Here is a 24,657-nt window from a genome sequence, read left to right as displayed (position 1 = left end):
GAACCTAGGTCGCGTGACAGCTCGACGCGAGTGTGACTATCCGTCGGCCGGATCTGGATGCCGTTGTGCGAGCTGAGGGCTCAGGCCACGATCTGCAAAAAGCGCTAGTCTGCCGCATATCCGTCGTTCGTTGACGCAGTGTCGGCTGATCTGCACTATGGGAACCTGTTCTTCCTCCACGCCGAACTCAATGGCAGCTCACCGTCCGTGGTCTGCTGAGATTCACCGGCAGACCACGGAACAGGCGGTCGGTCTCACAGTGGGCGAAGTCCTTCGATGTTCATGGCAGCATCGTCGAATCGAAGGAGTCGAATGCGCATCGGGGTGTCCGGACCACACGGAACCGGCAAGTCCACGTTTGTTCACGAACTGTGTTCCCGCTTCGCCGAACTCACGCCGATCGAGGAACCGTACGTCCTGCTCGAGGAGGAAGGCTACGACTTCGAATACCCGCCCTCGCGCGCCGACTACCGCGCCCAGCTGACTCGCTCGATCGAACTGCTGACCACCGAGCCGGATGGATCCGTCTTCGATCGAACCCCATTGGACTTCCTGTCCTACCTGGCAGGGACCGGCCTCGATATCGAGTCGGCCTCCGCTACCTCCGCAATCCGAACTGCAATGGCCACACTGGATCTCCTGGTTCTCGTGCCCATCACCCCCGAGACCGAGCGACTCCTACCCCCGGCGGAAATGCCCGGCCTGCGTCGCACGGTCAACGACACACTTCTGGAGCTGGCCTACACCGATCCGCTGCACCTTCTCACCGACATTCCGGTGATCGAGTTGAGCATCCCTCTGGCGGATCGGGTCGAAACAATCGGCGCCATGATCGGGTAACCCAGTTCGCGCAACTTCACACTGCCGCAGAGTCGGTTATCCCCATCGACTTGGGTCGACCGGTGCCGAGCGATCATCGAACAGTATCAGGATCCTCAGGCCATCTTCGTATGCCTCGTAACGGCTTTCACTCCCCGCCATCGAGACCCTGGCGGGTGCTATAACCGATGGTGGCCCAGCACAACGGCTGCGGCGGTGAACTGTGAGTGAAGGAGCCGATGCCGAGTGAACGCTCAGTCGAACGAGCAGGCCGATCAGTTGCCCACGGAGAGCGCCCGGACTGGTTCGCAGGACGCTTCTCGGGGTTCGGCGAGGTGGACCCGGAGGGCACTGTGGGCGCTGTACGCCATCACACCATCGACCTGGTAGGAGCGGAGCCGGATTCGGTCTAGGTGTGCTGGTCTTGTTCGCGGGTTGCGGCCAAGGTCAGGGCGCGGTCGAAGGTTTCGGTGAGGATCGCGCGGCGTTGGGATTTGTAGTCGTCGTCGGGGTCGAGGTCGTCGATGTAGTCGTCCCAGACCCGCAGGTAGCGGTCGCGCCACTCGGAGAGAACCGCCGCTGAGGGGAAGGTGGCGCCGACTCGGGCGGGTTCGGCTGTCTGGGCGAGGATTTCGAGCCAGGCGGGCACCATGGTTCCGCCCCACTCGTCGGGTTCGAGTGGTGTGTCGTCGGTGGGGTCGCGGAATTGGGCGGCGATTTGGGCGATGAGGTGGTCGGTCAGTTCGCCGAGGCCGTCCGCCGCGGTGTCGCTGTCGAAATTTCCTGGGCCCCAGACTCCCATGACGTCCTCTCTTGAAGGTTCTCGGCGTGGGGAGACTATCAATGTCGCAGGGCCGCAGGATGCTTCGTGTGGCCGGCGGTCAGACCGGGATGCCCAGTGCCGAGGCGAGGGTCTGGCCGAGGGAGTTCACGACGAATTGGATCGAGCCGGGGTCGAGGAGGGTGGAGAGCACGTCGCGGTTGTTGCAGCCGACGGGGATCTCGACGCCGGTGAGGCGGTCGTTGAGCCACATGGCGGTAGCGCCGGTGGCGGTGACGTCGGCGATGACGTGCTCGCTGAGCAGATCGCGGGTGTAGTAGACGCGGGCGTTGTCGTCGCGGCAGTAGGTGTCGTAGAGGTTGTTCACCGCGTTGATGGGCATGGCCTCGTCGAAGGGTGATTCGAAGAGGAAGAGCGGGGATTTCGGAGTGCCGCGGTTGCCGAGGGTCAGTTCGTCGAGGACGGCCTGCACGTCGGGTGCGCGCATGGGGTCGCCCGGGTAGTCGAACAGGCCCTTGAGGTTGATGAAGGGGAAGGCCGCGCCTTGCAGTGCCACGCACTGGTTTTCGTGCACCACGCGCACGGCTTTGCCGAACGGGTTCATGTACCGCTCCAGGAATTCGTTGACCTCCGGGTATTCGCGCGCCACACCCAGCAGGCCACCGAAGACCAGACCGCCGACGAGGGAGGTGGTGTTGTTGTAGTCCACGGTCATGCGGATATCGGCCAGGAGGCCGCCCGCGGCTGTTCCGACCAGATCGATTTCGGGCGCGTACTCGGGCTGCAGTTCGGCGGCATGTGCGGTGGGGATCGCGCCACCCGAATAACCCCACATCGTGACCCGGGTATCCGTGCCCGGCAGACCGGCGGGCTCGAACCGTTCGGCGGCGCGGATGCCGTCGAGGGTGATCCGGCCGCCCAGCGGCCCGGCCGCGTACGCCGCGTTCGGGCCTTGATGGTCGGGCATGATCACCGCGTGGCCCAGTTGCAGCATCGCCTGCACCTGCACGAATTCCGCGGAGATGACGGGGTTCAGCGGGTTCGGCAGTGACCCCATCTGCAGCGTGTACGAGGGCGCACAGTTGATGGACAGCGAATCCTCGGCGAACTGGAACGAGACCAGCCCGCGCTGCCCGGTCGGCGCGGCCCGATGCGGCACCGCGACGGTGGCCACGGCCGCGATGGGCTCGCCGCGCGTATTCGTGCTGCGGTAGGACAGCTGCCAGGCGTTGACGTTCAACGGGATCAGCCAGAAGTTGGCGAGGTTCACCTGCCGCGCGGCCAGGATCTCGCCGGGCTCCGCGGCGGCCACCCGGGCCGGATCCGGCCGGTGGAAGGCGGCATCCAGGTACGGCGGCGCGGGCGGCACCGGAAACGGCAGCGCCGGTTGCACCGGAACCTCTTGCGCCACCGCGGTTTTCGTCACCATCGGACTGGTGGCTACCGCCACCCCCGCAGCGACCGCCATGCACGCTCGCGCAAGCATCCCCGGGCACCCCGCTGTCATATCGCACTCCTTCACGCCGCGCCCCATACCCGCCAATTAGATAGAGAGCGCTCGATCTCTAATTACCGTCTGAGACAATAGGGTTCGACTGTGAAAAGTGTCAATGCCGGACCGGGTTCCCCTGTGCACATGCCCGATCCCCGCGCACCGCCGTGTCACGGATAATCCAGTGGCCATTGAGATTTGCTGACCGTATGCTCCTTCGGTTCGAAACACGGAGAGGAGAGCGAAGTGGTGGTCATTCGCGACGAGACGTGGCAGGAGCTGGCCGCGCGGATCGCGGGCCGGTTGGTGCGGCCCGGCGATGCCGGATACGACGAGGCGCGGGCCCTGCAGATTCGAGAGTTCGACACGATCCGCCCCGCGGGAGTGGTCTACTGCACCGGCGTGGACGATGTGCGCGCCGCCGTGCTGTTCGCTCGCACGCACGCGCTGGCGGTCGCGCCACGATCCGGCGGGCACAGCAGCGCCGGCTACTCCACCACCGAGGGACTGGTCATCGATGTCACCGGAATCGCCGATGTGCGGCGCGACGGAACACTGATCCGGGCCGGAGCGGGAATTCAGACCATCGATCTGCTCGAGGAGACCGCACCCGGCGGCTGGGTGATTCCGGCGGGCACCTGCGCCACCGTCGGCCTGGCCGGGCTCACCCTCGGCGGCGGTATCGGAATCGCGACCCGCAAGTACGGGCTGACCTGCGATCGGGTGCGGGAGATGCAGGTGGTCCTGGCCGACGGCAGCGTGGTGACCTGCGATGACGAGCGGCACGCCGATCTGTTCTGGGCGTTGCGCGGCTGCGGCGGCGGCAATCTGGGCATCGTCACCGAGCTGGTGCTGGAGGCGGTTCCGGCGACCCCGGTCACCAGCTACAGCCTGAGCTGGGACTGGTCCGCCGCACCGCACGTCTGGGCCGCCTGGCAGCAGTGGGCCCCGCACGCACCCGACGACCTGGCGTCGAATGTGCGCTTCGCACTGGAACATCCGCAGGCCGGCACGCAGCCGCAGGTCATGGTACTGGGGGCATGGCTCGGGGATCCGGGCGAACTGCCGGCCCTGCTGGACGACTTGCGGCAGCGGGTCGGCCGCGCGCCGGAAGCGGAGTTCCTGCACACCGATTCGTACTATGACACGCTGCGCACATGGATGGGCTGCGCCGAACTCACTCGCGCGCAAGCACATCGAGTCGGCACCGGTCCCGAGGCGACACTGCCGCGCGATGGCTGGCATCGCGAGCGCGGGCATTTCGTCCCCGAACCCATCCCCGCCGAGGGCATCGAACAGATCCTGGCCGCGTTCGCCGACGCACCTGCCGGCGATCAGATTCGCGCACTCGAACTGGGCGCTATGGGCGGGGCCTGCAATCGAATACCTTCCGACGCAACGGCTTTCGTACACCGCGACCAGCTGTACTACGCGGGCCTGGTGGTGGAGGCGCACGACGAGATCACCGACGAGCTACGCGCGAGCGGGTCCGCGTGGATCGACTCCTGCCAGCCGGTGCTGCGCCGATGGTCCTCGCCCCACACGTATCAGAACCTGCCCGATCCGGCCCTGATCGACTGGCGCACAGCGTATTACGGCGCGAACCAGGCCCGGCTGGCCGAGATCGCGCATCGCTACGACCCCGACGGGTTCTTCGGCCGCCCGCAGTCGCTCAGCGCGCCGCAGCGGTGACCGCACGGGAGTACCGATCCCCTGTTACGCACGCAGGGCGCAACAGGGGATCGCGTACTCACGCAGGGCGCCACAGGGGAATCATGTACTCACGCAGGGCGCGACCGGGATCGCGCGGCGGTAGCGCAGCCCCACGTTTAGCCCGCGCCCGATCGGCAAACCCCGCGACATGATCGGAAACCTTCGTTCCGTGGTACTCGACTGCCGGGACCCGGCGGCGCTGGCGGGCTTCTATCAAGGCGTCCTCGGCGGCACCGTCGACGACTCGGATAAGACATGGGCGGTCCTGATCGATCCCGGCGGCCGCCGGTTCGCCTTCCAGCTCGCGCCGGATCACGAGCCACCCCGTTTCCCGGACCCGCGCGGTTCCCAGCAGTTCCACCTCGACATCCTGGTCGACGATATCGAGTCCGCCCAGCGCGCGGTCCTCGAACTCGGCGCGACGCGGGTGCCGGACGCCGTGGACGAGGACGACTTCCGGGTTTTCCGCGACCCGGCGGGCCACACCTTCTGCCTGGTCTGGGGAATTCCCGCCACCGATACCTGACCCCGGCGAACCCCCGGCGTGAGCCCCGAGCCGCTGTCGGTGACTGCCGCTACAGTCGCTGCGACAACGCTTCACGATTCGGGGGATCATGTCCGACTCCACAACCACCCGTCGATGCCGTCCTGACCGATGAGAGCACCTGGGTCAGGCCGGAGGAGTGGGTGCGGTTCGCCACCCCGACGCGGGGAGTGACGCCGCCTGGACAGGGCACCCACGCGACGGCACAGCACGCGTACGCGGATCTGGTCGTGGCCCAGCATGAGCGGGTCGCCGAGATCCTCGAGCAGACCGCCGTGCACGGCGAACAGCGGCTGGCCGACGCCGGAGCACAGGCGCTGGCCGGACTGGCCGATTGCACGCCGCTCGGGGCCGCGGTGGTGGCGCAGGCACTGGACGCGGAGTTGTACGGCGACCATGACGCGGTACACACGTGGGTCGCGCAGCGCGGTGTGGAGTTCGCCGCCGAAGCCGTCGCGTGGCAGGCCGGTCTCGTCACCCGCAGTTCGTGGGACAGCGGGCAGCACCGGTCGCTGTACCACGTGCGCGAAAACGATTCCCACGAGCCGGGCTTCATCACGCCGTCGTACGCTCCGGAGTACCTGCGGGCCCTGCTGACCGATCTCCCGGAGCAGGAGTATCGCGCGGTGGTGGCCCGGCTGGACGCGCTGCGGAAAGCGCAGGGCGGCTTGGCCGTTCGATTGACGACGTCGTTTCTCGCACCGACCGAGACGGAGTGGGCGGCCCAGGATCTGGCGGCGGCGCAGACCTACACCGGCCGTCGGCACCCGTTCAATATCCTCGCGGCCTCGGCCTGCACCGTGGCACAGTTCGAAACGCTCACGGCCGCACTGCAACCCAGTGAGTTCGTGTCGGGTTCGGGGCGACGATATCTGACCGTGGCCCTGCTCCGATTCGGCCCCGACGCCCTGCCCGCACTCGAACGCATGCTGCGTCATCGCGGCAACAGCGGTCATGTGGCGAGCCAACTGGCCCGGATCGTCGCCCGATTCCCCACTGACGCAGCCTTTTCCGCCATGCTCGCGCAGTCCGGCCATCGCGAGATGGTTCCCGTCCTGATCGATACCGCGCGACGATTCCCGCATCGTGCGCAGCGCTTGCTTCGACCCGCCGCCGCGACCTCGCCACTGGTTCGGCATCTGTTGCGGGTGCTGGCGCACAGTCATCCGGAACTCGCGCCCGGCCTGCCGCCCGGCGTCGCCTTCGCCACCGGTGACCACGTGGCCGATGCGCACCGCCTCCCCGAAATCCTGCGCACACCACCGTGGCTCCGCCCGCGCACCTCCGCAAAGGAGCTGACGGTACCGAATCTGTGCGAGCCGACCCCGGCGAGGCTCGCCTGGCTGCCGGGCGAGCGCGAACAGTGGGCGAACCTCGAGGTGCGGGTGTGGGACAGGTACGACGGCGATTGGGCACGTCACATCGCCGAGGCGCTCGCGGAGAACTACTACAGCCAGGCTCCGGCCCTGTTCGCGACCGCACCCGAGGACGTGGTGCGACCGCATCTGCGGACAGCTACACCCCACCGCGGCTGGGCGGACCGGAATGCGCTGCGCCGCATCCTCGGTCGGTTCGACGCCGACGGCCTGCCCTGTGTGCTGCGTGCCGTGCAGGCCGCCCCGCTGACAATGCTGGATATCCTCGCGCCCGCCGTGGGGACTCCGATCACCCTGTCGATGATCCGCTGGATGGACGGCAAGAAGACCCGCGCCGCCGCGGTGAACTGGTTCGACCGCAACCTCGCTGCCGCCGCGCCGGATCTGATCGCCGCCGCCCTGGCCAAGGTGAGCAAGGACCGCCGCGCGGCCGAGACCACCCTGCGAGTGCTCGCCGCGCGCGGCCACCGCGACGAACTCCTCGGTGCCGCAGCGGCATTCGAACCGCGTGTGGCCACGGCCGTGCGAGCGGTGCTGGACACCGATCCGCTCGACGTCCTGCCCGCCACCATGCCGAAACCACCGGAATGGCTGCTGCCCGAAACACTTCCGGAACTCACCCTGCGCGGCGACCGGGCAGCGCTGCCGCTGTCCGCGGTGCGCGAGGTGTGCACCATGCTGGCCCTGTGCGGACCACACGGTGACTATCCGGGTGTCGGCCAGCTGATCGAGGCCGCGAATCCGGATTCACTGGCCGAGTTCGCCTGGGCACTGCTCGAACAGTGGCGGCTGGCGGGCTACCCGGGCAAGGACGGCTGGGTGCTGCATATCCAGGGCATCCTCGGCAATGACGACACCGCACGCCGTCTCGCGGCGCTGATCCGGATCTGGCCGGGCGAATCCGGCCACGCCCGTGCGGTATCCGGTCTCGCCGTGCTGACCGCCCTCGGCACCGATGTCGCTCTGATGCAGCTGCACGGCATCGCCGAGAAGGCGACCTTCAAGGGGTTGAAGACCAAGGCGCAGGAGCGGGTCGCCGAAGTCGCGGACGATCTCGGGCTCACCCCGGAGGAACTGTCCGACCGCCTGGTCCCCGATTTCGGCTTGAACGCCGACGGCAGCCTGGTGCTGGACTACGGTCCCAGGGGTTTCGTCATCGGATTCGATGAACAGTTGAAACCCACTGTGTCCGAAGCGATCCGGTCCGATGGCGAGGAGTGGATCGTCGTCGGCGCACGCAAGACCGTGCCCAAGCCGGGCGCAAAGGACGATCCGGAACTGGGCACCGCCGCCTACAAGAAGTTCAGCGCCCTGAAGAAGGATGTGAAATCGGCTGCCGCCGACCAGATCCGGCGCTTCGAGCAGGCGATGGTGGCAGGCCGCAGCTGGACCGTCGCCGACCACCGCCGCCTGTTCGTGGAACATCCACTGGTCTGGCATCTGTCGCGCCGCCTGGTGTGGGTCGTCTTCGACTCCGGCGTGGTGTCGGGCTCGTTCCGCATCGCAGAGGACCGCAGTTACGCGGATGCCTCGGATGATCCCGTTACGCTGCCGGAGAACGGCATCGTCGGCATCGCACATCCACTGCACCTGGAGGAGACCCTGGGCGCGTGGGGTGAGCTGTTCGCCGATTACGAAATCCTGCAACCCTTTCCGCAGTTGCAGCGCGAGACCTACCTGCTCACCGCCGAGGAACGCGCGGGCAACACCCTCCCCCGCTTCCAGGATCTGGTGATCCCCACCGGAAAGTTGCTGGGCATGACCCGATTCGATTGGGAGCGTGGCGATGTCGGCGACGGCGGGGTGTGGTGTGAGCTCTACCGCCAGCTCGGTGACGGCCGCTCGGTGGTGATCGATATGGAGCCCGGCGTCTACATGGGTGATGCCATGGATCTCCCCGAGCAGAAGATCACCGTCCGGATCACCGACACCGGTCACGAGGACCGCTGGCATCAGGCGGCGCAGACGCGCACCTTCGCCGGGCTGGAAGCCACCACCGAATCGGAGCTGCTGCGCCAGCTCCACCTGCTGGCACCGGATGCCGAGGGGGCACGATGAGCATCGTCGCCCATCCCGACGAGGACGCCTGGCGGGCTCCGGACGAGTGGTGGGCCGAGGCCACGCCGTTCCGGGGCCGGGGACCGGTCCGCGCCGTCTCCACCACACCGGATGCCGTGCAGGTCTACCAGAAATGGCTGGCGGACAAACGAATTCGGCAGGCGCTCGAGGCAACGGCCGCGGCAGGGCAGCGCGATCTCGCCGCAGCGGGACTGACCGCGATCGACGATCCGGAGCGGGCCACCCCGCTGGGTGTCGCCGTGGCGAGCGCGCTCATCTGGACTGTGGCCTACCAGGTGTCCGCCCGCCCCAACCCCGCCACCCGGCTCGTCGACGCCTGGATCATCGGCCACGGCCCGGCCCTCGCCGCTGAGATCGGCGCACGCTTCGCCGGGCTGCTCGCGGAAACCCGCCGGAACGGCAACTCGGCCCATGATTTCCGCGCTGTCGCCCGGCCGGTGGGCAGCGACGGCGATCTCGGCTTCGCGACGTTCGAGGTGCTGCCGCGCCTGCGGGCGCATCTGGCCGCACTGCCCGAGGACGATTACCGCGCCACCGTCGACCACCTCACCCGGGTGCGTGGCGAGCTCCACACCGGGACCACCTACATCGTGCTGCCGTATCTGCTTCCGACCGAACAGCATTGGGTGGACGATGCGCTGCGACTCGCCACCTGGCGACAGGCGGCCCAGCGCGATACCTGGGCCCTGCTCGCCAGCTGTGTCACCACCCCCGAGCAATTGGCGAAACTGCCGAGCCCGAACACCGTCACTGGCCTGTCGGTCCGCCAGAGCCTGTTCGACATCCTGCCCCGCCTCGGCCCCGACGCGATCGGCTTCCTGACCGAGCTCCTCGACTTCTCCTGGCAACCAGCCGACGAGCAGCGGGCCGTAGCCGCCGGTATCGCCCACCTGCCGACCGACGAAGCACTGAACGTCCTGCTGGCTCGCGCGGATCGGATACCGCTCCGCGCCACCCTGATCGAGGCGCTGCGCCGTTTCCCGCGCCGGGGCCTGCGATTGCTCACCGCGCTCCCCGCCGAGGCACCCCTGCGCCGCGAACTGTCCAGCCTGCTCCGCCGTGGACACCCCGAAATCGCGGCCGAATTCGACACGGCGACTACGGTTTCCGCACCGACCCGGGCGACCACACCGACCGTGGCGACCGTGGCGACCGTGGCGACCGTGGCGACCGTGGCGACCGTGGCGACCGACGTAGACCTACCCGATTGGCTCCGCACCCCGCCCTGGGAACGCGGCGTCTCTCGGCCCGAACCGAAGGTGTTCACGGGGCTCGGCACGATGCGGCCCACCACGCTGACATGGCAGCCGGGCGAACAGGAGAAGTGGGCGCGCACTCGCGCCTGTCGGCACTATTACCGGCTCGACAGCTGGGAGTCCGAGGTCGCTCAGCTGGTCGCCGGTGGCGAGTACGACGAATTTCGGATCGTCACTGTGCTCGCCAACGGACCGGAGGAGTTGGTGGCTCCGCATCTCGGGCGGCTGCCCGCGGTGGAACACTGGGGTGTCGAGGATTCGTTGCGGCGCATACTCGGTCGCTTCGGCGAGCCGGCGGCGGGCGTGGTGGCCGAAGCCGCCAAGCGGAATCTTCCGGGCGCGGCCGAGGTGCTGCTGCCGTTGTCCGGATCCTCGATCACCCCGGTGATGACCCGGCTGTTCGATACCCGGCGCAGCCGAGGGCTGGCGCTGGCCTGGTTCGAACGCCACCTGGATGCCGCTGCGCCCGATCTTGTGATCACCGCACTCGGGAAGCCCGTCCGTGCCCGGGTGCTGGCGTGGAATGTCTTGCGGGCGCTCAATACTCGCGGCCACCATGATGTCCTTGTCGCGGCCGCCGCACAGTTGGGCGCGGAGCCCGCCCGGGCGGTCGAGACCGAGCTCTCGACCGATCCGCTGTCACAGTTCCCGGCCGAGATTCCGGTGCTGCCCGGGTGGCTGATTCCCGCGGCGCTGCCGCCGATTCGGTTGCGCGAGAGCGGCGCCGCACTCCCACTGGCGGCGGTCGAGGCCGTGTGCACCATGCTGGCCATGTGCTCGCCGGAGGGCGACTACGCGGGTATCTCACAGCTCAACGAGCTCGCTGAACCCGGCGGCCTGCCCGGATTCGCGTGGTCCCTGTTCGAGAACTGGGCACTGGCCGGATATCCCACGGGCGGCGGCTGGACACTGCACGCGCTCACGCTCTGGGGTGATGACGAGGTTGTCCGCAGACTCGCGCCGCTGGTGCGGGTGTGGCCCGGCGAGAACGCGCATGCCCGGGCGGTCGCCGCGCTCGAGGTGTTCACCGCTGTGGGCAGCGAAGTCGCGTTGATGCAGCTCAACAGTATTGCCGAGAAGGTGAAGTTCAAGGGCCTCAAAGCGAAGGCGCAGGAGAAGATCCGGCAGCTCGCCGACGAGGCGGGTATGACCGCCGAGGAACTGGCCGACCGCCTGGTCCCGGATTTCGGCCTGTCGGCCGACGGCACTCTGACTTTCGACTACGGGCCGCGTGGTTTCGTCATCGGGTTCGACGAGCAGCTCCGCCCCACCATCAGCGATGGCGACGGCAGCCCGCGCAAATCCCTGCCGAAGCCGGGGGCCAAGGATGATCCCGAGCTCGCACCCGCCGCCTACAAGGACTTCGCCGCGCTGAAGAAGGACGTCAAAACCGTTGCCGCCGACCAGATCCGGCGGTTCGAGCGGGCCATGATCACCGGCCGCCGCTGGCCGGCGAGCGTCCATCGGCAATTGTTCGCCGAACATCCGCTGCTCTGGCATCTGAACCGCCGGGTGGTGTGGGCGGTATTCGACGCGGACGGTCTCGTCACCGGTTCCTTCCGAATCGCGGAGGATCGCAGTCCGGCCGACGCTCGCGACGAGGCCGTGTCGCTGGGCGACGGCGATCTCGTGGGTATCGCACATCCGTTGCAGCTCGACGGCACACTCGAGGCGTGGCGGGAGCTGTTCGCCGATTACGAGATCCTGCAGCCGTTTCCGCAACTGTCGCGTGAGACCTATGCCCTCACCGACGAAGAGTGCGCCGCCGCCCGTCCGCTTCGTTTCGAGGGTCTGGTCGTGCCGACCGGAAAGGTGCTGGGGCTGAGCCGGTTCGGCTGGGAGCGCACCGCACCGCAGGATGCGGGGCAGATCGAGGAGATCTACCGGACCGTCGGCGCGGACCGCTCGGTGGTGGTCGAGCTCGACCCGGGAATTCCGGCGGGTGAGGTGCTGCGACTGCCGGAGCAGAAACTCAGTGTGCGGCTCAGCGCGGCCGGGCAGGAGTCGTGGTGGGTACGGCATCGCACCGATCACGCCTTTACCGAACTGGATGCGGTGACCCTGTCCGAGGTCTTGCGCGAGCTGGTTACTCTAACTAACTGAGTCGCGCGCATTTCGAAGTTTGGGGAGGGGCCGTATGTCCGAACCGCTCTACGCCGGGCCGAATGGGCTATCAGAGTACCCGCGGATTCCGATGCGGGCAGCGTCCGCGACCTCCCCAGCTGTACTGCCCGGACTGCTGATCCCCACCCCGCCCGCCCTGCACTGGCAGCAGGGTGAGCGGGAACGCTGGGCGGCCGCGTGGATGCACGATGACGACGAGCCGCGCGGCGGCTGGCGGGGTGAGATCGAGCGGGTGTTCGCCGATACCGGCGCACACCGGTATCGCGTCGCGTGGCTGCTGGCCGCCGCCCCCGTCGAGCTGGTCGTGCCGTACCGTGATGTGCTGCCCGCCACCGACTTCCGCTACTCGGGCCTGTCGATCCTGCGGCGGGTGCTTGCCCGCTTCGGGGATGCGGCAGCGCCGGTGCTGGTGGAGGCGGCGCACCGGGATCCACAGGACCTGGCCTCGGCGCTGCTGCCCATCGACGGCACCACCGCCACCTTCGTGATGGCGCGACTGCTGCGCGATTACGCCACCCAGCGTGAGGCCCTGGCCTGGTTCGCGCGCCACATCCACACGGCGGCACCGGATCTGGTGGCCGCCGCCCTGGATGCGCCACTGCGGCAACGGGAACTCGCACGCACCGCCCTCGACACCCTCGGCCGCTGCGGTCATCGCGAGGTGATCCATCAGGCGGCAGCGGACGTCGGCAGCGTGGCACTGGCCACCGTCACCGCGCCACCCCTCCGCGACGCCGCCGCTCTGCACTGGTCGCCCCGCCGCTACTGCCCCCGCTGACCGCCGTGCCGGCCCGTCGTCCCAGGGCAGCAGCTCCGGAGTCCGGCTACGACGGGCGCGGTCACCGAGAGCCCAGCAGTACCAAGGGGCTCACGACGGACACGACCGCCACGAACCCAGCAGTACCAGGGGGCTCACGACTGCCGAGAGCCCCTCGGCCCTGCCCAGCCGGTGCGCATCAGAGCCCCTGCTTTTCGGGGCATGCGCGCCCCCTCGGCTGTCGGTGTCCGTGGCTATGGTCTTGTGCTGAATCACCAAGACGAGACGGGGGTTTCGATGACCATTGCGGATTGCCGCCCGGCTGCCGGGGAGGGCAGCCCGGTCACGCCGACGGAACGCGGCAGCGCGGCGGTGGAGGACCTGTTCGAACCGACGGTCAAGCAGCGAGGGTCGCTGCTGTACCGGCGAGACGGGCTGTTGACGCCGCCGCCGGTCGTCTCCGATGCGCGCGAGGTGGCCACCCGGGCGAATGCCTGCCTGGAGTTCTACGGCGTGGCGCGGCAGCGGCTGGCCGAGCGCGATCCGCAGCCCGACGGCACGCTGCCCGACGCGCCCGTCTCGGTGACCATGCTTCCGGTCGCGGCGGCCGCGGCGCTGCTGGCGCAGCGGACCTCGCCGGGCTGGAGCGACGGGGTGGTCTCCACCCGCCGCCGATCCGCCGATTCGGCTGCCCTCTACCAGCATTGGATCAGCACCCGGGGGCTGGTCTTCGCCACCGAAGTCGCGTTGCACGCACATACCGAACCACTGTGGAAGCCACCGCGCGAATGGCTGTACGGCGCACCCTGGGACGGCGCGCTGGCGTTGGGCCCGCTGCGCAATCACCTCGCCGCCTGTCTGGAAGAGCAGTTGCCGCCGGTGCTCGAGGTACTCGAGCGGTATCGCGCGTTCTCCGATCAGGGCCGGATCGTGGCGTCCTATCTGATGCCCTCCCAACGGCATTGGGTCGCCGCCGATATCGACATGGTGGAGGCGGGGGCGCATCCGACGCACGCCCGGCTGCTGGTGGACTGTGTGAGCGAGGTCGGCCAGCTCGACCGGCTGGACAGCATCTGCGGGCGGCTGTGGCGGCCCGTGGCCGGAATCGCCTACACCGCGGCGGCCACCGCGATCACGCTGGTCGACGGCGTCGGCTTCGACGTGGAGCCGGTGCTCACCCGTTGGCTGGACCGCTACGACCTGCCGCGCGAGTTGAAACCACCACTGGCAGAGGCCCTGTCGGTGATCCCTACCGATGCCGCGTTCGAGGCCCTGACCAGACGCTCGGACACCGCGCACGTGCTGCCCGCGCTGCGCCGCGCGACCGCCCGATTCCCGCGCCGCGCACTGCGCCTTCTCGATGCCACCGCACACCGGGACGTGCTGCGCGAGCACATCAGCGGACATGCCGATCTGGTGTGCGCGGAACTGCCCGGCCTGCCCGCCGCGACGGCGGCGCTCGCGGAGCGGGAATTCGAGCGCATCGCCGTCCAGACCACCGATGTCGCCCCCGAGATCCTGCGTGACCCGCCGTGGGAGAGCCGGAAGCGCGGCAAGGCCGCGACGGTGGCGGGCCTGGTCGCGCCCTCGGGTGTGCGGTGTGCCTGGTTGCCGGGGCAGCGGGAGGAATGGCGTGATCTCGTGCGCGCCGAGCAGGTCGAGAACCCCGAAAAGGCCCTGGCCCGTATCGGTTACGGCTCCCTCACGCCCACGGAACTCGCGGCGCTGGTGGTGCTTGGGCCTGAGCGTGCGGTGCCGATCCTGCGCGCGGCCACGCGGTATCAACTGTGGAGTGGGGAGAACGCGTTGCGCGCGGCCGCCGCGTCCTTCGAGGCGGAGCTCTATCCCGTTGTCGCGCACCTGAATCGGGAAAGCCCCCGGGATGAGCGCTGCGCGGAGGTCATTCTCGTCTTCCAGAGCGCTGAACTGGTGGAGCTGGCGGCGGCCCGGCTGGATCGCCGCACCCTGCGCCCGAATGCCCTGCGGTATCTGCGCCGACACAGCCGGTTCGCGGCGCAGGTGCTGATCCCGCGCGCGATCGGCGCGACAGCGAAGGAACGCCGCCTCGCCGCCCGCGTGCTACGGCACCTGGATTCGCACGATCACGGCGACGAGATCCGCGCTGCGGCAGCGGAGTACGGGCCGCAGGCGGCCGCCGCGGTGGCATCGCTGCTCGAGGCCGATCCGCTCACCCTGCTGCCCGCTCGCCCGCCGGCGATTCCGGATTGGGTGAACATCCCCGCGCTGCAGGTGGTCCGGATGCGCGACGGGCGGCCGATATCGACCGCGGCCGTAGCGAACCTGCTGACCATGCTGATGATGGCCGACCCGTACGAGCCGTATGCCGGTGTGGCGCTGGTGCGAGACGAGTGCGACGCGACCTCGCTGGCGGATCTGGCGTGGGAGCTGTTCCGGCAGTGGCAGCGGGCGGGCTCGCCGTCGCGGCACAGTTGGGTGTACGACGCGCTCGGTTCGCTCGGGAGCGACGACACTGTGGCCGATCTGCGAAAGTACGTGTTCGACAACCGATCCGATGCGCGCGCGGTGAGCGCCCTGGACGCGTTCGTCGCGATCGGCTCCGATGCCGCGCTGCTGGCGCTGAAGTTCCTCGGTGAGAAAGTGAAGACCAAACGCGTGCGGGAGGGCGCACGGGAGCGCATCGAGGCGGTCGCCGAGCGGCTCGGTCTCACCGCGGATCAGCTGGCCGACCGCCTGGTGCCGGATCTGGGGCTCGATGCCGAGGGCTGCGCGGTCCTCGACTACGGTCCGCGCCGCTTCACCGTCGGGTTCGACGAGCAGTTGCGGCCCAGAGTGACCACCGAGGAGGGCAAAAACCTGGCGGCGCTGCCGAAACCGGGTGCGAAGGACGATGCCGAGCTGGCGCAGGAGGCGCAGCAGGAGTTCCGGCGGATCAAGGCCGGGGCTCGGGCGGTGGCCGCCGACCAGATCCGGCGGCTCGAGCGAGCCATGGTCACCCAGCGCCGCTTCACCGTCGAGGAGTTGCGCACACTGTTCATCGGCCATCCACTGCGCTGGCATGTGACCCGCCGACTGGTGTGGGGCGTATACGAGGGCGGCACACTGGTTTCGACCTTCCGTATCGCCGAGGATCGCGGGTTCGCCGACCACTCCGATGACACCCTCACCCTCGCCGACGACGCGGTCCTCGGGGTGCCGCACCCCGTTCAGTTCCGCGACCGGTTGGCCGCCTGGGGTGAACTGTTCGCCGATTACGAACTGCTACAACCCTTCCCGCAGCTGGACCGGGAAACCTTCACCCTCCCGGACGAACTCCACGACACCGACGAGATCCGCAGTGCCGGAAACGAAGTCGAAGGCCCCCGATTCCTCGGTCTGACCGGTCGCGGCTGGCTGCCACCGGAAACCGGTGACGGCGGCGTGGTCTACGAATTCGAGAAGCCCCTCCCGCACGGCCGCTATCTCCATATCTCCGCCAACCCCGGCCTACCCGTCTACGCCCTGCACATCGCCCAGCCCCAGACCTTCCACACCCAGCTGCGCCCGTCGCGCCGCTCAGCCGGTGGCATCACCTTCACCGACCTGGACCCGATCACGGCCTCGGAGGTGCTCCGCGACCTCGCGTGGCTGCGAGAAGAGTCGCGCTGAACAGGCGAAGGCGTTCCGGTCACGCCGCCGGGCGGCAACACCCTGTCCGGCGAGATGCCTGGTGACGCGGGCTGCCCCGGCGTACGGGCAATAATGCGCTCATGAACGAGGCGAGGCGGGTGCTGTGACGGCGGTGGCGGTGATCATCGCCGGGGTGTTGATCGCCGGGGCGGTATTCGCGTGGCCGCGCACGCGGCGCACGGTGACGACCTCCGCCGAGCGCGCCGTGCATTCGACACTGCATACGGCGTCGCTGGCGGCGCGACCGTTGCGGCGCGGGCTGACCACCGACTCGGCGGAGGAGGCCGCACCGCATCTGCGGGCGCTGACCGGCGCGGCCGCCCTGGGCATCGCTGATCCCGAGGGTGCGCTGCTGGCCTGGGACGGCGACCATGACGACCTCGAGGATTCCTTTCTGGCGGCGGCGCGCCAGGCCGTCACTGGTGAGCGGCGCATCCTGGTCACCGCCGGTGAAGCCGGGGACCACCCGCGCCGCACCGTGACCGCGCAGCCGCTGCTCATCGAGGACACCGGCGTGGTCGGGGTGCTCGGCCTGGTCACCACCGGGCAGCCCGAGCCGGGCATGCTCGGCGCGCTCGCGGAGGTGGCCCGATATGTCTGCGGCCAACTGGAATTGGCGGAGCTGGACGCCTCCCGGGCTCGGCTGGATCGCGCCGAGGTGCGGGCGCTGCGCGCCCAGATCAGCCCGCATTTCATCTACAACGCGCTCAACACCATCGCCTCATTCGTGCGCACCGATCCGGCGCGGGCGCGCGAATTGATCCTGGAATTCGCCGATTTCACGCGCTATTCGTTCCGCTCGGCGGCCGAGTACACGGTGCTGTCCGACGAACTCAGCAATATCGACCGCTACCTCGCGCTCGAACGCGCCCGCTTCGGCGACGCCCTGCAGGTCCGGTTGCAGATCGCCCCCGAGGTCCTGGGCGTGGTCCTGCCCTTCCTCGCCCTGCAACCCCTGGTCGAGAACGCGGTCCGGCACGGCCTCGCGCCCCGGCCCGGCGGCGGCACCGTCAGCATCACCGCCGTCGACGAGGGCACCGACTGCGTGATCAGCGTCGAGGACGACGGCGTCGGGATGGATCCCGACGTGCTGCGATCCGGCGCGCTGGACGCGGTCGAAAACACCGGCGGCCCAGCCAAATCCGAATCCGCCCATGTCGGTCTGGCCAACGTCGACGACCGCCTGCGCGCTGCCTTCGGCAACGATTACGGCCTGGTGGTCGAGACAGCGCCGGGAGCGGGCACGAAGGTCAGCATGCGCGTCCCCAAATTCCGCGCCGGTATCAGCGCCTGACCGCTCCGCGGGGACGCACCCGGCGCGGTCACCCCCGCAGTCACCACCCGCGGATGTGGCGTGGGAGCTTCCGCCGACTCGGTCGCCAATCCCGGCCATGGCGGCCGCAGGCCGGCGAGCAACAGCGAGCCCGGCCCGACCGCATGGACCCTGCCCGAATCGCACTATTCGTGGCCTACGATGAGCCGGTTGTGACACCGACCACCGAGAGCGGCGGCGCGCTGCGCGTCCTGGCCGTAGACGATGAGCAGCCGGCTCTGGACGAGCTGGTGTATCTGCTGCGCACTCAGCCCGAAGTCGGCGACATCCATACCGCCAACGACGCCACCACCGCCCTGCGACTGCTGCGCGCGCACGCGATCGACGCGGTCTTCCTCGACATCAATATGCCCGGACTGGACGGCATGGAGCTGGCCGGAATTCTCGCCGCCTTCGCCGACCCGCCCGCGGTCGTCTTCGTGACGGCCCACGACGACCGCGCGGTGGCCGCCTTCGATATCGGCGCGACGGACTACCTGCTCAAACCCTTACGTGAGGCCCGCCTCGCCGAGGCGATCCGCCGCATCAGCGCCGCCCGCGCGGAACGGCGTCCGATCGCACCCGAACCCGCCGCCGCGCCCGCACCGGATCAGGACGAGGTCATCCCGGTCGAACTCGGCGGCGTCACCACGCTCGTCGAGCGTTCCGCCGTCACCTGGGTGGAGGCCGACGGCGACTACGCCCGGCTGCACACGGCCACCGGCGCGCATCTGGTCCGCATTCCCATCTCCGCCCTCGAAACTCGCTGGCAGGAAGCCGGTTTCGTCCGAATCCACCGCTCATATCTGGTCGCCCTGCGCATGGTCACCGGCCTGCGCGCGGTCGGCACCGGCACGGTCGTGTGCCTGCGCGCGGAAGGCAGCTCCCCCGCAATAGAGCTGCCCGTCGCCCGTCGCCAGGTCCGCGACCTCAAGCAGCGCCTGGTGCACCGCCCACGCAGGCAGGCGGGCCGGTGAGCGAGCCGGAGCCACCGGAACGCGAGAAGGGCCACCGGGCAACCGCTCCCGAACCCGACACCGGAAGCGGCCACGACACCCGCGATGATCCGGACACGGCGGGAGACGAACATCCCGTGCCGGGTGGGCTCAGCGCCGCCGCATCGTCCGGAGGCTCCGGCGAGGTGCTCGCGCGGGCGCTTCGCTCCAGCCGATCGGCCGCTGAATCCGATCGGAACGCGAGAGTGTCCGGGCGGAACACGCCCGCTCGGGGGTCAGGCGCTCGGCGCGCTCTCGTCGGCCCGCAGCGGGTCGTGCGGGAGCGGGTCGTGCTGGCCGAACGACGCGGGGCGCGGATGGTGCGGACGCGGGTCGAGGTGGCCGAGCAGACCGAGATCGGGGAAGCGTTGATCGGGGGGCTGATTCGAGCGCAGTTCGGCCTGGCGGTGCGGATCGGATTCGTCGTGGTGGCCGTGGTGGCGGCGATTCCGGCGCTGTTCGCCGTGGAAGCGGTGCGCGGGGCGACGCTGCTGGGCGTGTCAGCGCCCTGGCTGGTGCTCGGCGTAGTGCCGGGACCGCTGCTGTACGCGGCCGGTCTGGCCTACGTGCGGCTGGCCGATCGCAATGAGCAGGATTTCGCCGAACTGGCGGAGGACTGATATGCGCTGCGGGAGTGTCGATTCCGAGCTATCGCACCAGAACAGCGGGGATTGCCGGTGAACGCTGTCACCTCGCCGGGGCTCACGCTGGCCGCTCTCCTGCTGGCGGCGGTGACGACAGTGGCGATCGGCGCGTACGGGATCCGGGTCGCGCGCACGACGTCCGATTTTCTGGTGGCCTCACGGGGTGTGGGCGCGCGGCTCAATGCCGCGGCGATCTCTGGTGAGTATCTTTCGGCCGCTTCGTTTCTCGGCGTCGCCGGGTTGATCGCGAAGTACGGCGCGGACGCGCTGTGGTATCCGCTCGGGTTCACGGCGGGGTATCTCGGACTGCTGTTGTTCGTGGCGGCTCCACTGCGGCGGTCGGGGGCGTACACGGTGCCGGATTTCGCGGAGTTCCGGCTCGGGTCGGCGCGGTTGCGGCGGTTGGCCGCGCTGCTGGTGGTGCTGGTGTGCGCGCTGTATCTGATTCCCCAATTCCAGGGTGCGGGACTGACTTTGCGGATCCTGCTGGGGGTGCCGGACTGGGTGGGGGCGGTGGCGGTGGGCGTCATCGTGATCGCCAATGTGGCGGCGGGCGGAATGCGGTCGATCACCTTCGTGCAGGCGTTCCAGTACTGGTTGAAGCTCACCGCGCTGGCCCTGCCCGCCATGGTGCTGCTGGGCCATTTCCTCGGCGCGGACAAGGAATTGGGTGCGCCCGCACCGCCGACGGTCACCCAGCGCACGACGGTGGACATCACCACCGATGTGACCGTGCGACTGGCAGGCGATGTGCCGCAGCAGATGTCGATCATCGGCCGCCTCGACGGGCGGGAGCTGGACGGGCCGGTGGTGCTGACTCCCGGCGATCACGAATTGGCTTCGGGCACAACACTGATCCTCGAGGCCGGAGCCGCGGTTCCGGTGGTCGCGGGAGCCCCCGCCGACAACCGCTCCTGGCTGCTACCCGGCGGCGGCTTCGGCGGGCCGCATCCGATGTATCAGGTGTATTCGCTCATCGTCGCGCTGTTCCTGGGCGCGATGGGCCTGCCGCATGTGCTGGTGCGGTTCTACACGAATCCGGACGGCCGCACCGCGCGCGGCACCGCGCTCGCCGTCATCGGGCTGGTCGGCGCGTTCTACCTGTTCCCGGTGCTGCTCGGGGTGATGTCGCGGCTGTACGTGCCGCAGTTGCTGATCACCGGAACCTCCGATGCCGCGGTCCTGCTGCTGCCCGGCACGGTGCTGTCCGGGCTGGGCGGAAAACTGTTGGCCGCCTTGGCCGCCGCCGGCGCGATCGCCGCATTCCTGTCCACCTCCTCGGGTCTGCTGGTGAGTATCGCGGGCGTGCTCAGCACCGATGTGCTGCGCGGTCGGATCCGGGACTTTCGGGCGGCCGCGCTGGTGGCCGGGGCAGTGCCACTCGGCCTGTCGTTCGCCGTGGCCACCCTCGACGTCTCCCGCACCGTGGGCTTGGCGTTCTCGGTGGCCGCCTCCACCCTGTGTCCACTGCTGGTGCTGGGCATCTGGTGGCGGGGGCTCACGGCGACCGGTGCGGCGGCGGGCATGATCACCGGCGGCCTGATAGCCGGTGGCGCGGTGGCGGTTTCGGTGCTCGGCACGGTGAGCGATACCGTCGCTCACGGCTGGCCCGCCGCGATCCTGAGTTACCCCGCGGCCGTGAGCGTTCCGCTGGCATTCGGTGCGATGATCCTGGTCAGCAAACTGTCCCGCCTCCAGCACACGCGGGAGATCGCCCGTATCTTCGTGCGTATGCACGCCTCCGAGCGGCTCGGCATGGGCGCGGATCGCGAAGGCGGACTGCGCTCTTCCTGACCGCGCGAGCGGCGCTCTGCCGACCGCTCCGCCGGTGCCCGTCGCAGCGATCGGACCGGTCCGCCCGACCGACCGTTCGTCGCGTCACATCGACCGCTCACCGCACAGTCGGGCCGCTTCGACGAGTGACCCACGCCACATCATGTTCCGGTCATCATCGACTCGCTACCGTCCTGCGCAGTAAGCCACATCACATGCGAGGACCACCATGAGCCCCACCGAGATCGACGACGGAACCCGAGGCAGGCATACGCCCACGCCCGAGGAATTCGTCGCCATGCAGGCCAGTCCCGAATTCCAGGAACTGCGTAACCGGTTGCGGCGCTACGTCTTTCCCATGACGGCCCTATTCCTGACCTGGTATCTGGTCTACGTGCTGCTCGGCGCGTACGCGCACGACTTCATGGCCACGAAGGTGTTCGGCGACATCAATGTCGGCCTGCTGCTGGGCCTGGGGCAGTTCGCCTCCACCTTCCTGATCACCGGCCTCTACGTCCGGTTCGCCAGCTCGAAACTGGATCCGCGCGCCGCCGCCATCCGCAACGAGCTCGAGGGAGGCCAGGCGTGACCAGTTACCTCGCCGCCACCGCCACGGTCGGCAATCCGGCCGCCAATATTGCCATCTTCGGCCTGTTCGTCTGCGTGACCATGGTCGTGGTGATCCGGGCCAGCCGCAGCAATGCCAGTGCCGCCGACTATTTCACCGGCGGGCGCGGATTCTCCGGGCCGCAGAACGGTGTGGCCATCGCCGGTGACTACCTGTCGGCGGCCAGCTTCCTCGGAATCGCCGGAGCCATCGCCGTCTACGGCTACGACGGGTTCCTGTACTCGATCGGATTCCTGGTGGCGTGGCTCGTCGCGCTGCTGCTGGTGGCCGAAATGCTCCGCAACACCGGCAAATTCACCATGGCCGATGTGCTCAGCTTCCGGTTGAAGCAGGGTCCGGTGCGCACCGCGGCCGCGCTGTCCACGCTGACCGTGTCGCTGTTCTACCTGCTGGCGCAGATGGCCGGCGCGGGCGGTCTGGTGGCGCTGCTGCTCGATATCAAGACCAAGGGCGGGCAGGCGGTCGTGATCGCCGTGGTCGGCATCCTCATGATCGTGTACGTGCTGGTCGGCGGTATGAAGGGCACCACCTGGGTGCAGATCATCAAGGCCGTGCTGCTCATCGCGGGCGCGGGCCTGATGACCGTCATGGTGCTGAGCAAGTTCGGGTTCAACCTCTCCGACATCCTGGGTTCGGCGCAGCAGAAGGTGTCCGAGGCGACCACCAAGGGCGTGGCCTCGCGCGATGTGCTCGCCCCCGGCGCGCAGTACGGCGGCAGCGAGACCTCCAAGCTGAACTTCCTGTCCCTGGGTCTGGCGCTGGTGCTCGGCACCGCGGGTCTGCCGCATGTGCTGATGCGCTTCTACACCGTGCCCACCGCCAAGGAGGCGCGACGCTCGGTGGTGTGGGCGATCGGCCTGATCGGCGCGTTCTACCTGTTCACCCTGGTGCTCGGCTACGGCGCGGCGGCCATCGTCGGCCCGGACAAGATTCTGGGCGCGGCCGGCGGCCAGAACTCGGCAGCTCCGCTGCTGGCGTTCGAACTCGGCGGTGTACTGCTGCTGGGCATCATCTCCGCGGTCGCGTTCGCCACGATTCTGGCGGTGGTCGCGGGCCTGACCATCACCGCCTCGGCGTCCTTCGCCCACGACATCTACGCCGGAGTCATCAAGCGTGGCAAGGTGGATGAGGCCAAGCAGGTGCGGGTCTCGCGGATCACGGCCGTGGTGGTCGGCATCCTCGCCATCGGGCTCGGCATTCTCGCCAACGGCCAGAACATCGCGTTCCTGGTGGCCTTGGCCTTCGCGGTGGCCGCGTCGGCGAACCTGCCCACCATCCTGTTCTCGCTGTTCTGGAAGCGCTTCAACACCACCGGCGCGCTGTGGAGCATGTACGGCGGTCTGATCTCGACCATCGTGCTGATCGTCTTCTCCCCCGCGGTGTCCGGTTCGAAGACGGCCATGCTGTCCTCGATGGACTTCGACTGGTTCCCGCTGTCCAACCCGGGCATCGTGTCCATCCCGCTCGCCTTCGCCCTCGGCGTGATCGGCACCTTCGTCGGCCGCGACCGCGAGGATCCGGTCAAGGCCGCCGAGATGGAGGTCCGCTCCCTCACCGGCGTCGGCGCGGAGAAGGCCATCGCGCACTGACCGCCCACACCCCCGGGCCCGTCCGCTCGTTTTCACCAGGAGTATCGAATTGACCAGCGTCGCCACCCATTCCGACAGCTACCCGCCCAGCGCCGAGTTCACCGCCGCGGCCAATACCACCGGCGCGCTCGCCGACCGCGCCACGGCCGACCGGGACGCCTTCTGGGCCGAACAGGCCGGGCGGCTGCACTGGGATGAACCCTTCACCCGGGTATTGGATTGGGACGACGCGCCTTTCGCCCGCTGGTTCGCGGACGGCAAGCTCAATGTCGCCTACAACTGCGTGGACCGGCACGTGGTGGACGGGCACGGGGATCAGGTGGCGATCCACTGGGTGGGTGAGCCCGGGGATGCGGTGGACATCACGTATTCGGAACTGCTGGCCGGGGTTTCGCGCGCGGCCAACGCTCTGACCGCGCTGGGGCTGGTCGCCGGGGACCGGGTCGCCATCTACATGCCGATGGTGCCCGAGGCGATCATCGCCATGCTCGCCTGCGCGCGACTGGGTTTGACGCATTCGGTGGTGTTCGCGGGCTTCTCGCCGAGCGCGCTGCGCCAGCGCGTGGACGACGCCGCGGCCAAACTCGTCATCACCACCGACGGGCAGTTCCGGCGCGGTGTGGCAGCCCCGCTGAAAACCGCTGTGGACGAGGCGCTCTCGGCCGACGGCGGCGCGAAGAGTGTCGAACATGTACTCGTGGTCCGACGTACCGGCATCGAGGTGCCGTGGACCGAGGGCCGCGACCTGTGGTGGCACGAGACCGTCGCACAGGCGTCGGATCTGCATGTGCCGCAGGCGTTCGACGCGGAGCATCCGCTGTTCATCCTCTACACCTCCGGCACCACCGGAAAGCCGAAAGGCATTCTGCACACCAGCGGCGGCTACCTCACGCAGGCCGCCTACACCCATCACTACGTGTTCGACCACAAGCCCGGACGAGACGTGTACTGGTGCACCGCCGATATCGGCTGGATCACCGGGCACTCGTACATCGTGTACGGTCCGCTGGCCAATCGTGCGACGCAGATCGTCTACGAGGGCACCCCGAACTTCCCCGATGGGCACCGGCACTTCGACATCATCGAAAAGTACGGTGTCACAATCTATTACACGGCTCCGACCTTGA

At 68.8% G+C, this 24,657-nt stretch carries 16 protein-coding genes; 14 read left to right on the top strand and 2 right to left on the bottom strand.

What is annotated here, in order from left to right:
* Positions 1 to 312 precede the first annotated feature (312 nt).
* Positions 313 to 840 carry a DEAD/DEAH box helicase family protein gene (locus JK358_RS38135; protein ID WP_201958580.1) on the top strand — a complete coding sequence of 176 codons (528 nt, stop codon included), beginning with the start codon at positions 313 to 315 and terminating at the stop codon, positions 838 to 840.
* A 388-nt stretch (positions 841 to 1,228) separates the two neighbouring features.
* On the opposite strand, the gene JK358_RS38130 is transcribed toward JK358_RS38135, so the two are convergent.
* Positions 1,229 to 1,621, bottom strand: a complete 393-nt coding sequence (locus JK358_RS38130) for a DUF4259 domain-containing protein (protein ID WP_201958578.1) — start codon at positions 1,619 to 1,621, stop codon at positions 1,229 to 1,231.
* A 79-nt stretch (positions 1,622 to 1,700) separates the two neighbouring features.
* Entirely contained in the window at positions 1,701 to 3,029 is a 1,329-nt protein-coding gene (locus JK358_RS38125; RefSeq protein WP_232852597.1) for a lipase family protein, read from the bottom strand.
* A gap of 309 nt (positions 3,030 to 3,338) precedes the next feature.
* Here JK358_RS38125 and JK358_RS38120 point away from each other — a divergent pair, with 309 nt between their 5' ends.
* From JK358_RS38120 to JK358_RS38060, 13 genes are all read left to right on the top strand, one after another.
* The gene (locus JK358_RS38120) at positions 3,339 to 4,784 is read left to right on the top strand and encodes an FAD-binding oxidoreductase (protein ID WP_201958576.1); all 1,446 of its coding nucleotides are present in this window, start codon (positions 3,339 to 3,341) and stop codon (positions 4,782 to 4,784) included.
* A gap of 190 nt (positions 4,785 to 4,974) precedes the next feature.
* Complete coding sequence (locus JK358_RS38115; protein ID WP_372440812.1) at positions 4,975 to 5,331, top strand: VOC family protein; 357 nt, start codon at positions 4,975 to 4,977, stop codon at positions 5,329 to 5,331.
* Positions 5,332 to 5,492: 161 nt separating this feature from the next.
* Entirely contained in the window at positions 5,493 to 8,783 is a 3,291-nt protein-coding gene (locus tag JK358_RS40570) for a DUF4132 domain-containing protein (protein ID WP_201958572.1), read from the top strand.
* The gene (locus tag JK358_RS38105; protein ID WP_201958570.1) at positions 8,780 to 12,163 is read left to right on the top strand and encodes a DUF4132 domain-containing protein; all 3,384 of its coding nucleotides are present in this window, start codon (positions 8,780 to 8,782) and stop codon (positions 12,161 to 12,163) included. The genes JK358_RS40570 and JK358_RS38105 overlap by 4 nt, the downstream gene beginning before the upstream one ends.
* A 91-nt stretch (positions 12,164 to 12,254) precedes the next feature.
* Positions 12,255 to 12,962, top strand: coding sequence for a hypothetical protein (locus JK358_RS38100; RefSeq protein ID WP_201958568.1), 708 nt, complete (start codon positions 12,255 to 12,257; stop codon positions 12,960 to 12,962).
* Positions 12,963 to 13,238: 276 nt separating this feature from the next.
* Entirely contained in the window at positions 13,239 to 16,568 is a 3,330-nt protein-coding gene (locus tag JK358_RS38095) for a DUF4132 domain-containing protein (RefSeq protein WP_201958567.1), read from the top strand.
* 124 nt (positions 16,569 to 16,692) lie between these two features.
* Positions 16,693 to 17,883, top strand: coding sequence for a sensor histidine kinase (locus JK358_RS38090; protein WP_307817929.1), 1,191 nt, complete (start codon positions 16,693 to 16,695; stop codon positions 17,881 to 17,883).
* 143 nt (positions 17,884 to 18,026) lie between these two features.
* Positions 18,027 to 18,878, top strand: coding sequence for a LytR/AlgR family response regulator transcription factor (locus JK358_RS38085; protein WP_201958565.1), 852 nt, complete (start codon positions 18,027 to 18,029; stop codon positions 18,876 to 18,878).
* 335 nt (positions 18,879 to 19,213) lie between these two features.
* Positions 19,214 to 19,516, top strand: coding sequence for a hypothetical protein (locus tag JK358_RS38080; protein ID WP_232852600.1), 303 nt, complete (start codon positions 19,214 to 19,216; stop codon positions 19,514 to 19,516).
* A 57-nt stretch (positions 19,517 to 19,573) separates the two neighbouring features.
* Positions 19,574 to 21,334, top strand: a complete 1,761-nt coding sequence (locus tag JK358_RS38075; protein WP_201958563.1) for a sodium/solute symporter — start codon at positions 19,574 to 19,576, stop codon at positions 21,332 to 21,334.
* Positions 21,335 to 21,542: 208 nt separating this feature from the next.
* Positions 21,543 to 21,902, top strand: coding sequence for a DUF485 domain-containing protein (locus tag JK358_RS38070; RefSeq protein WP_201958562.1), 360 nt, complete (start codon positions 21,543 to 21,545; stop codon positions 21,900 to 21,902).
* On the top strand, positions 21,899 to 23,530 hold the full coding sequence (locus JK358_RS38065; protein ID WP_201958560.1) for a monocarboxylic acid transporter: 1,632 nt from the start codon (positions 21,899 to 21,901) through the stop codon (positions 23,528 to 23,530). The genes JK358_RS38070 and JK358_RS38065 overlap by 4 nt, the downstream gene beginning before the upstream one ends.
* 49 nt (positions 23,531 to 23,579) lie before the next feature.
* Positions 23,580 to 24,657 (top strand): AMP-binding protein (locus JK358_RS38060; RefSeq protein WP_201958553.1); only part of this gene is annotated, 1,078 nt, incomplete at its 3' end.

This window comes from Nocardia acididurans (genome assembly GCF_016741815.1).
In the GTDB taxonomy this organism is placed as follows: domain Bacteria; phylum Actinomycetota; class Actinomycetes; order Mycobacteriales; family Mycobacteriaceae; genus Nocardia; species Nocardia acididurans.
This window is presented reverse-complemented; position numbering and strand designations above follow the sequence as displayed.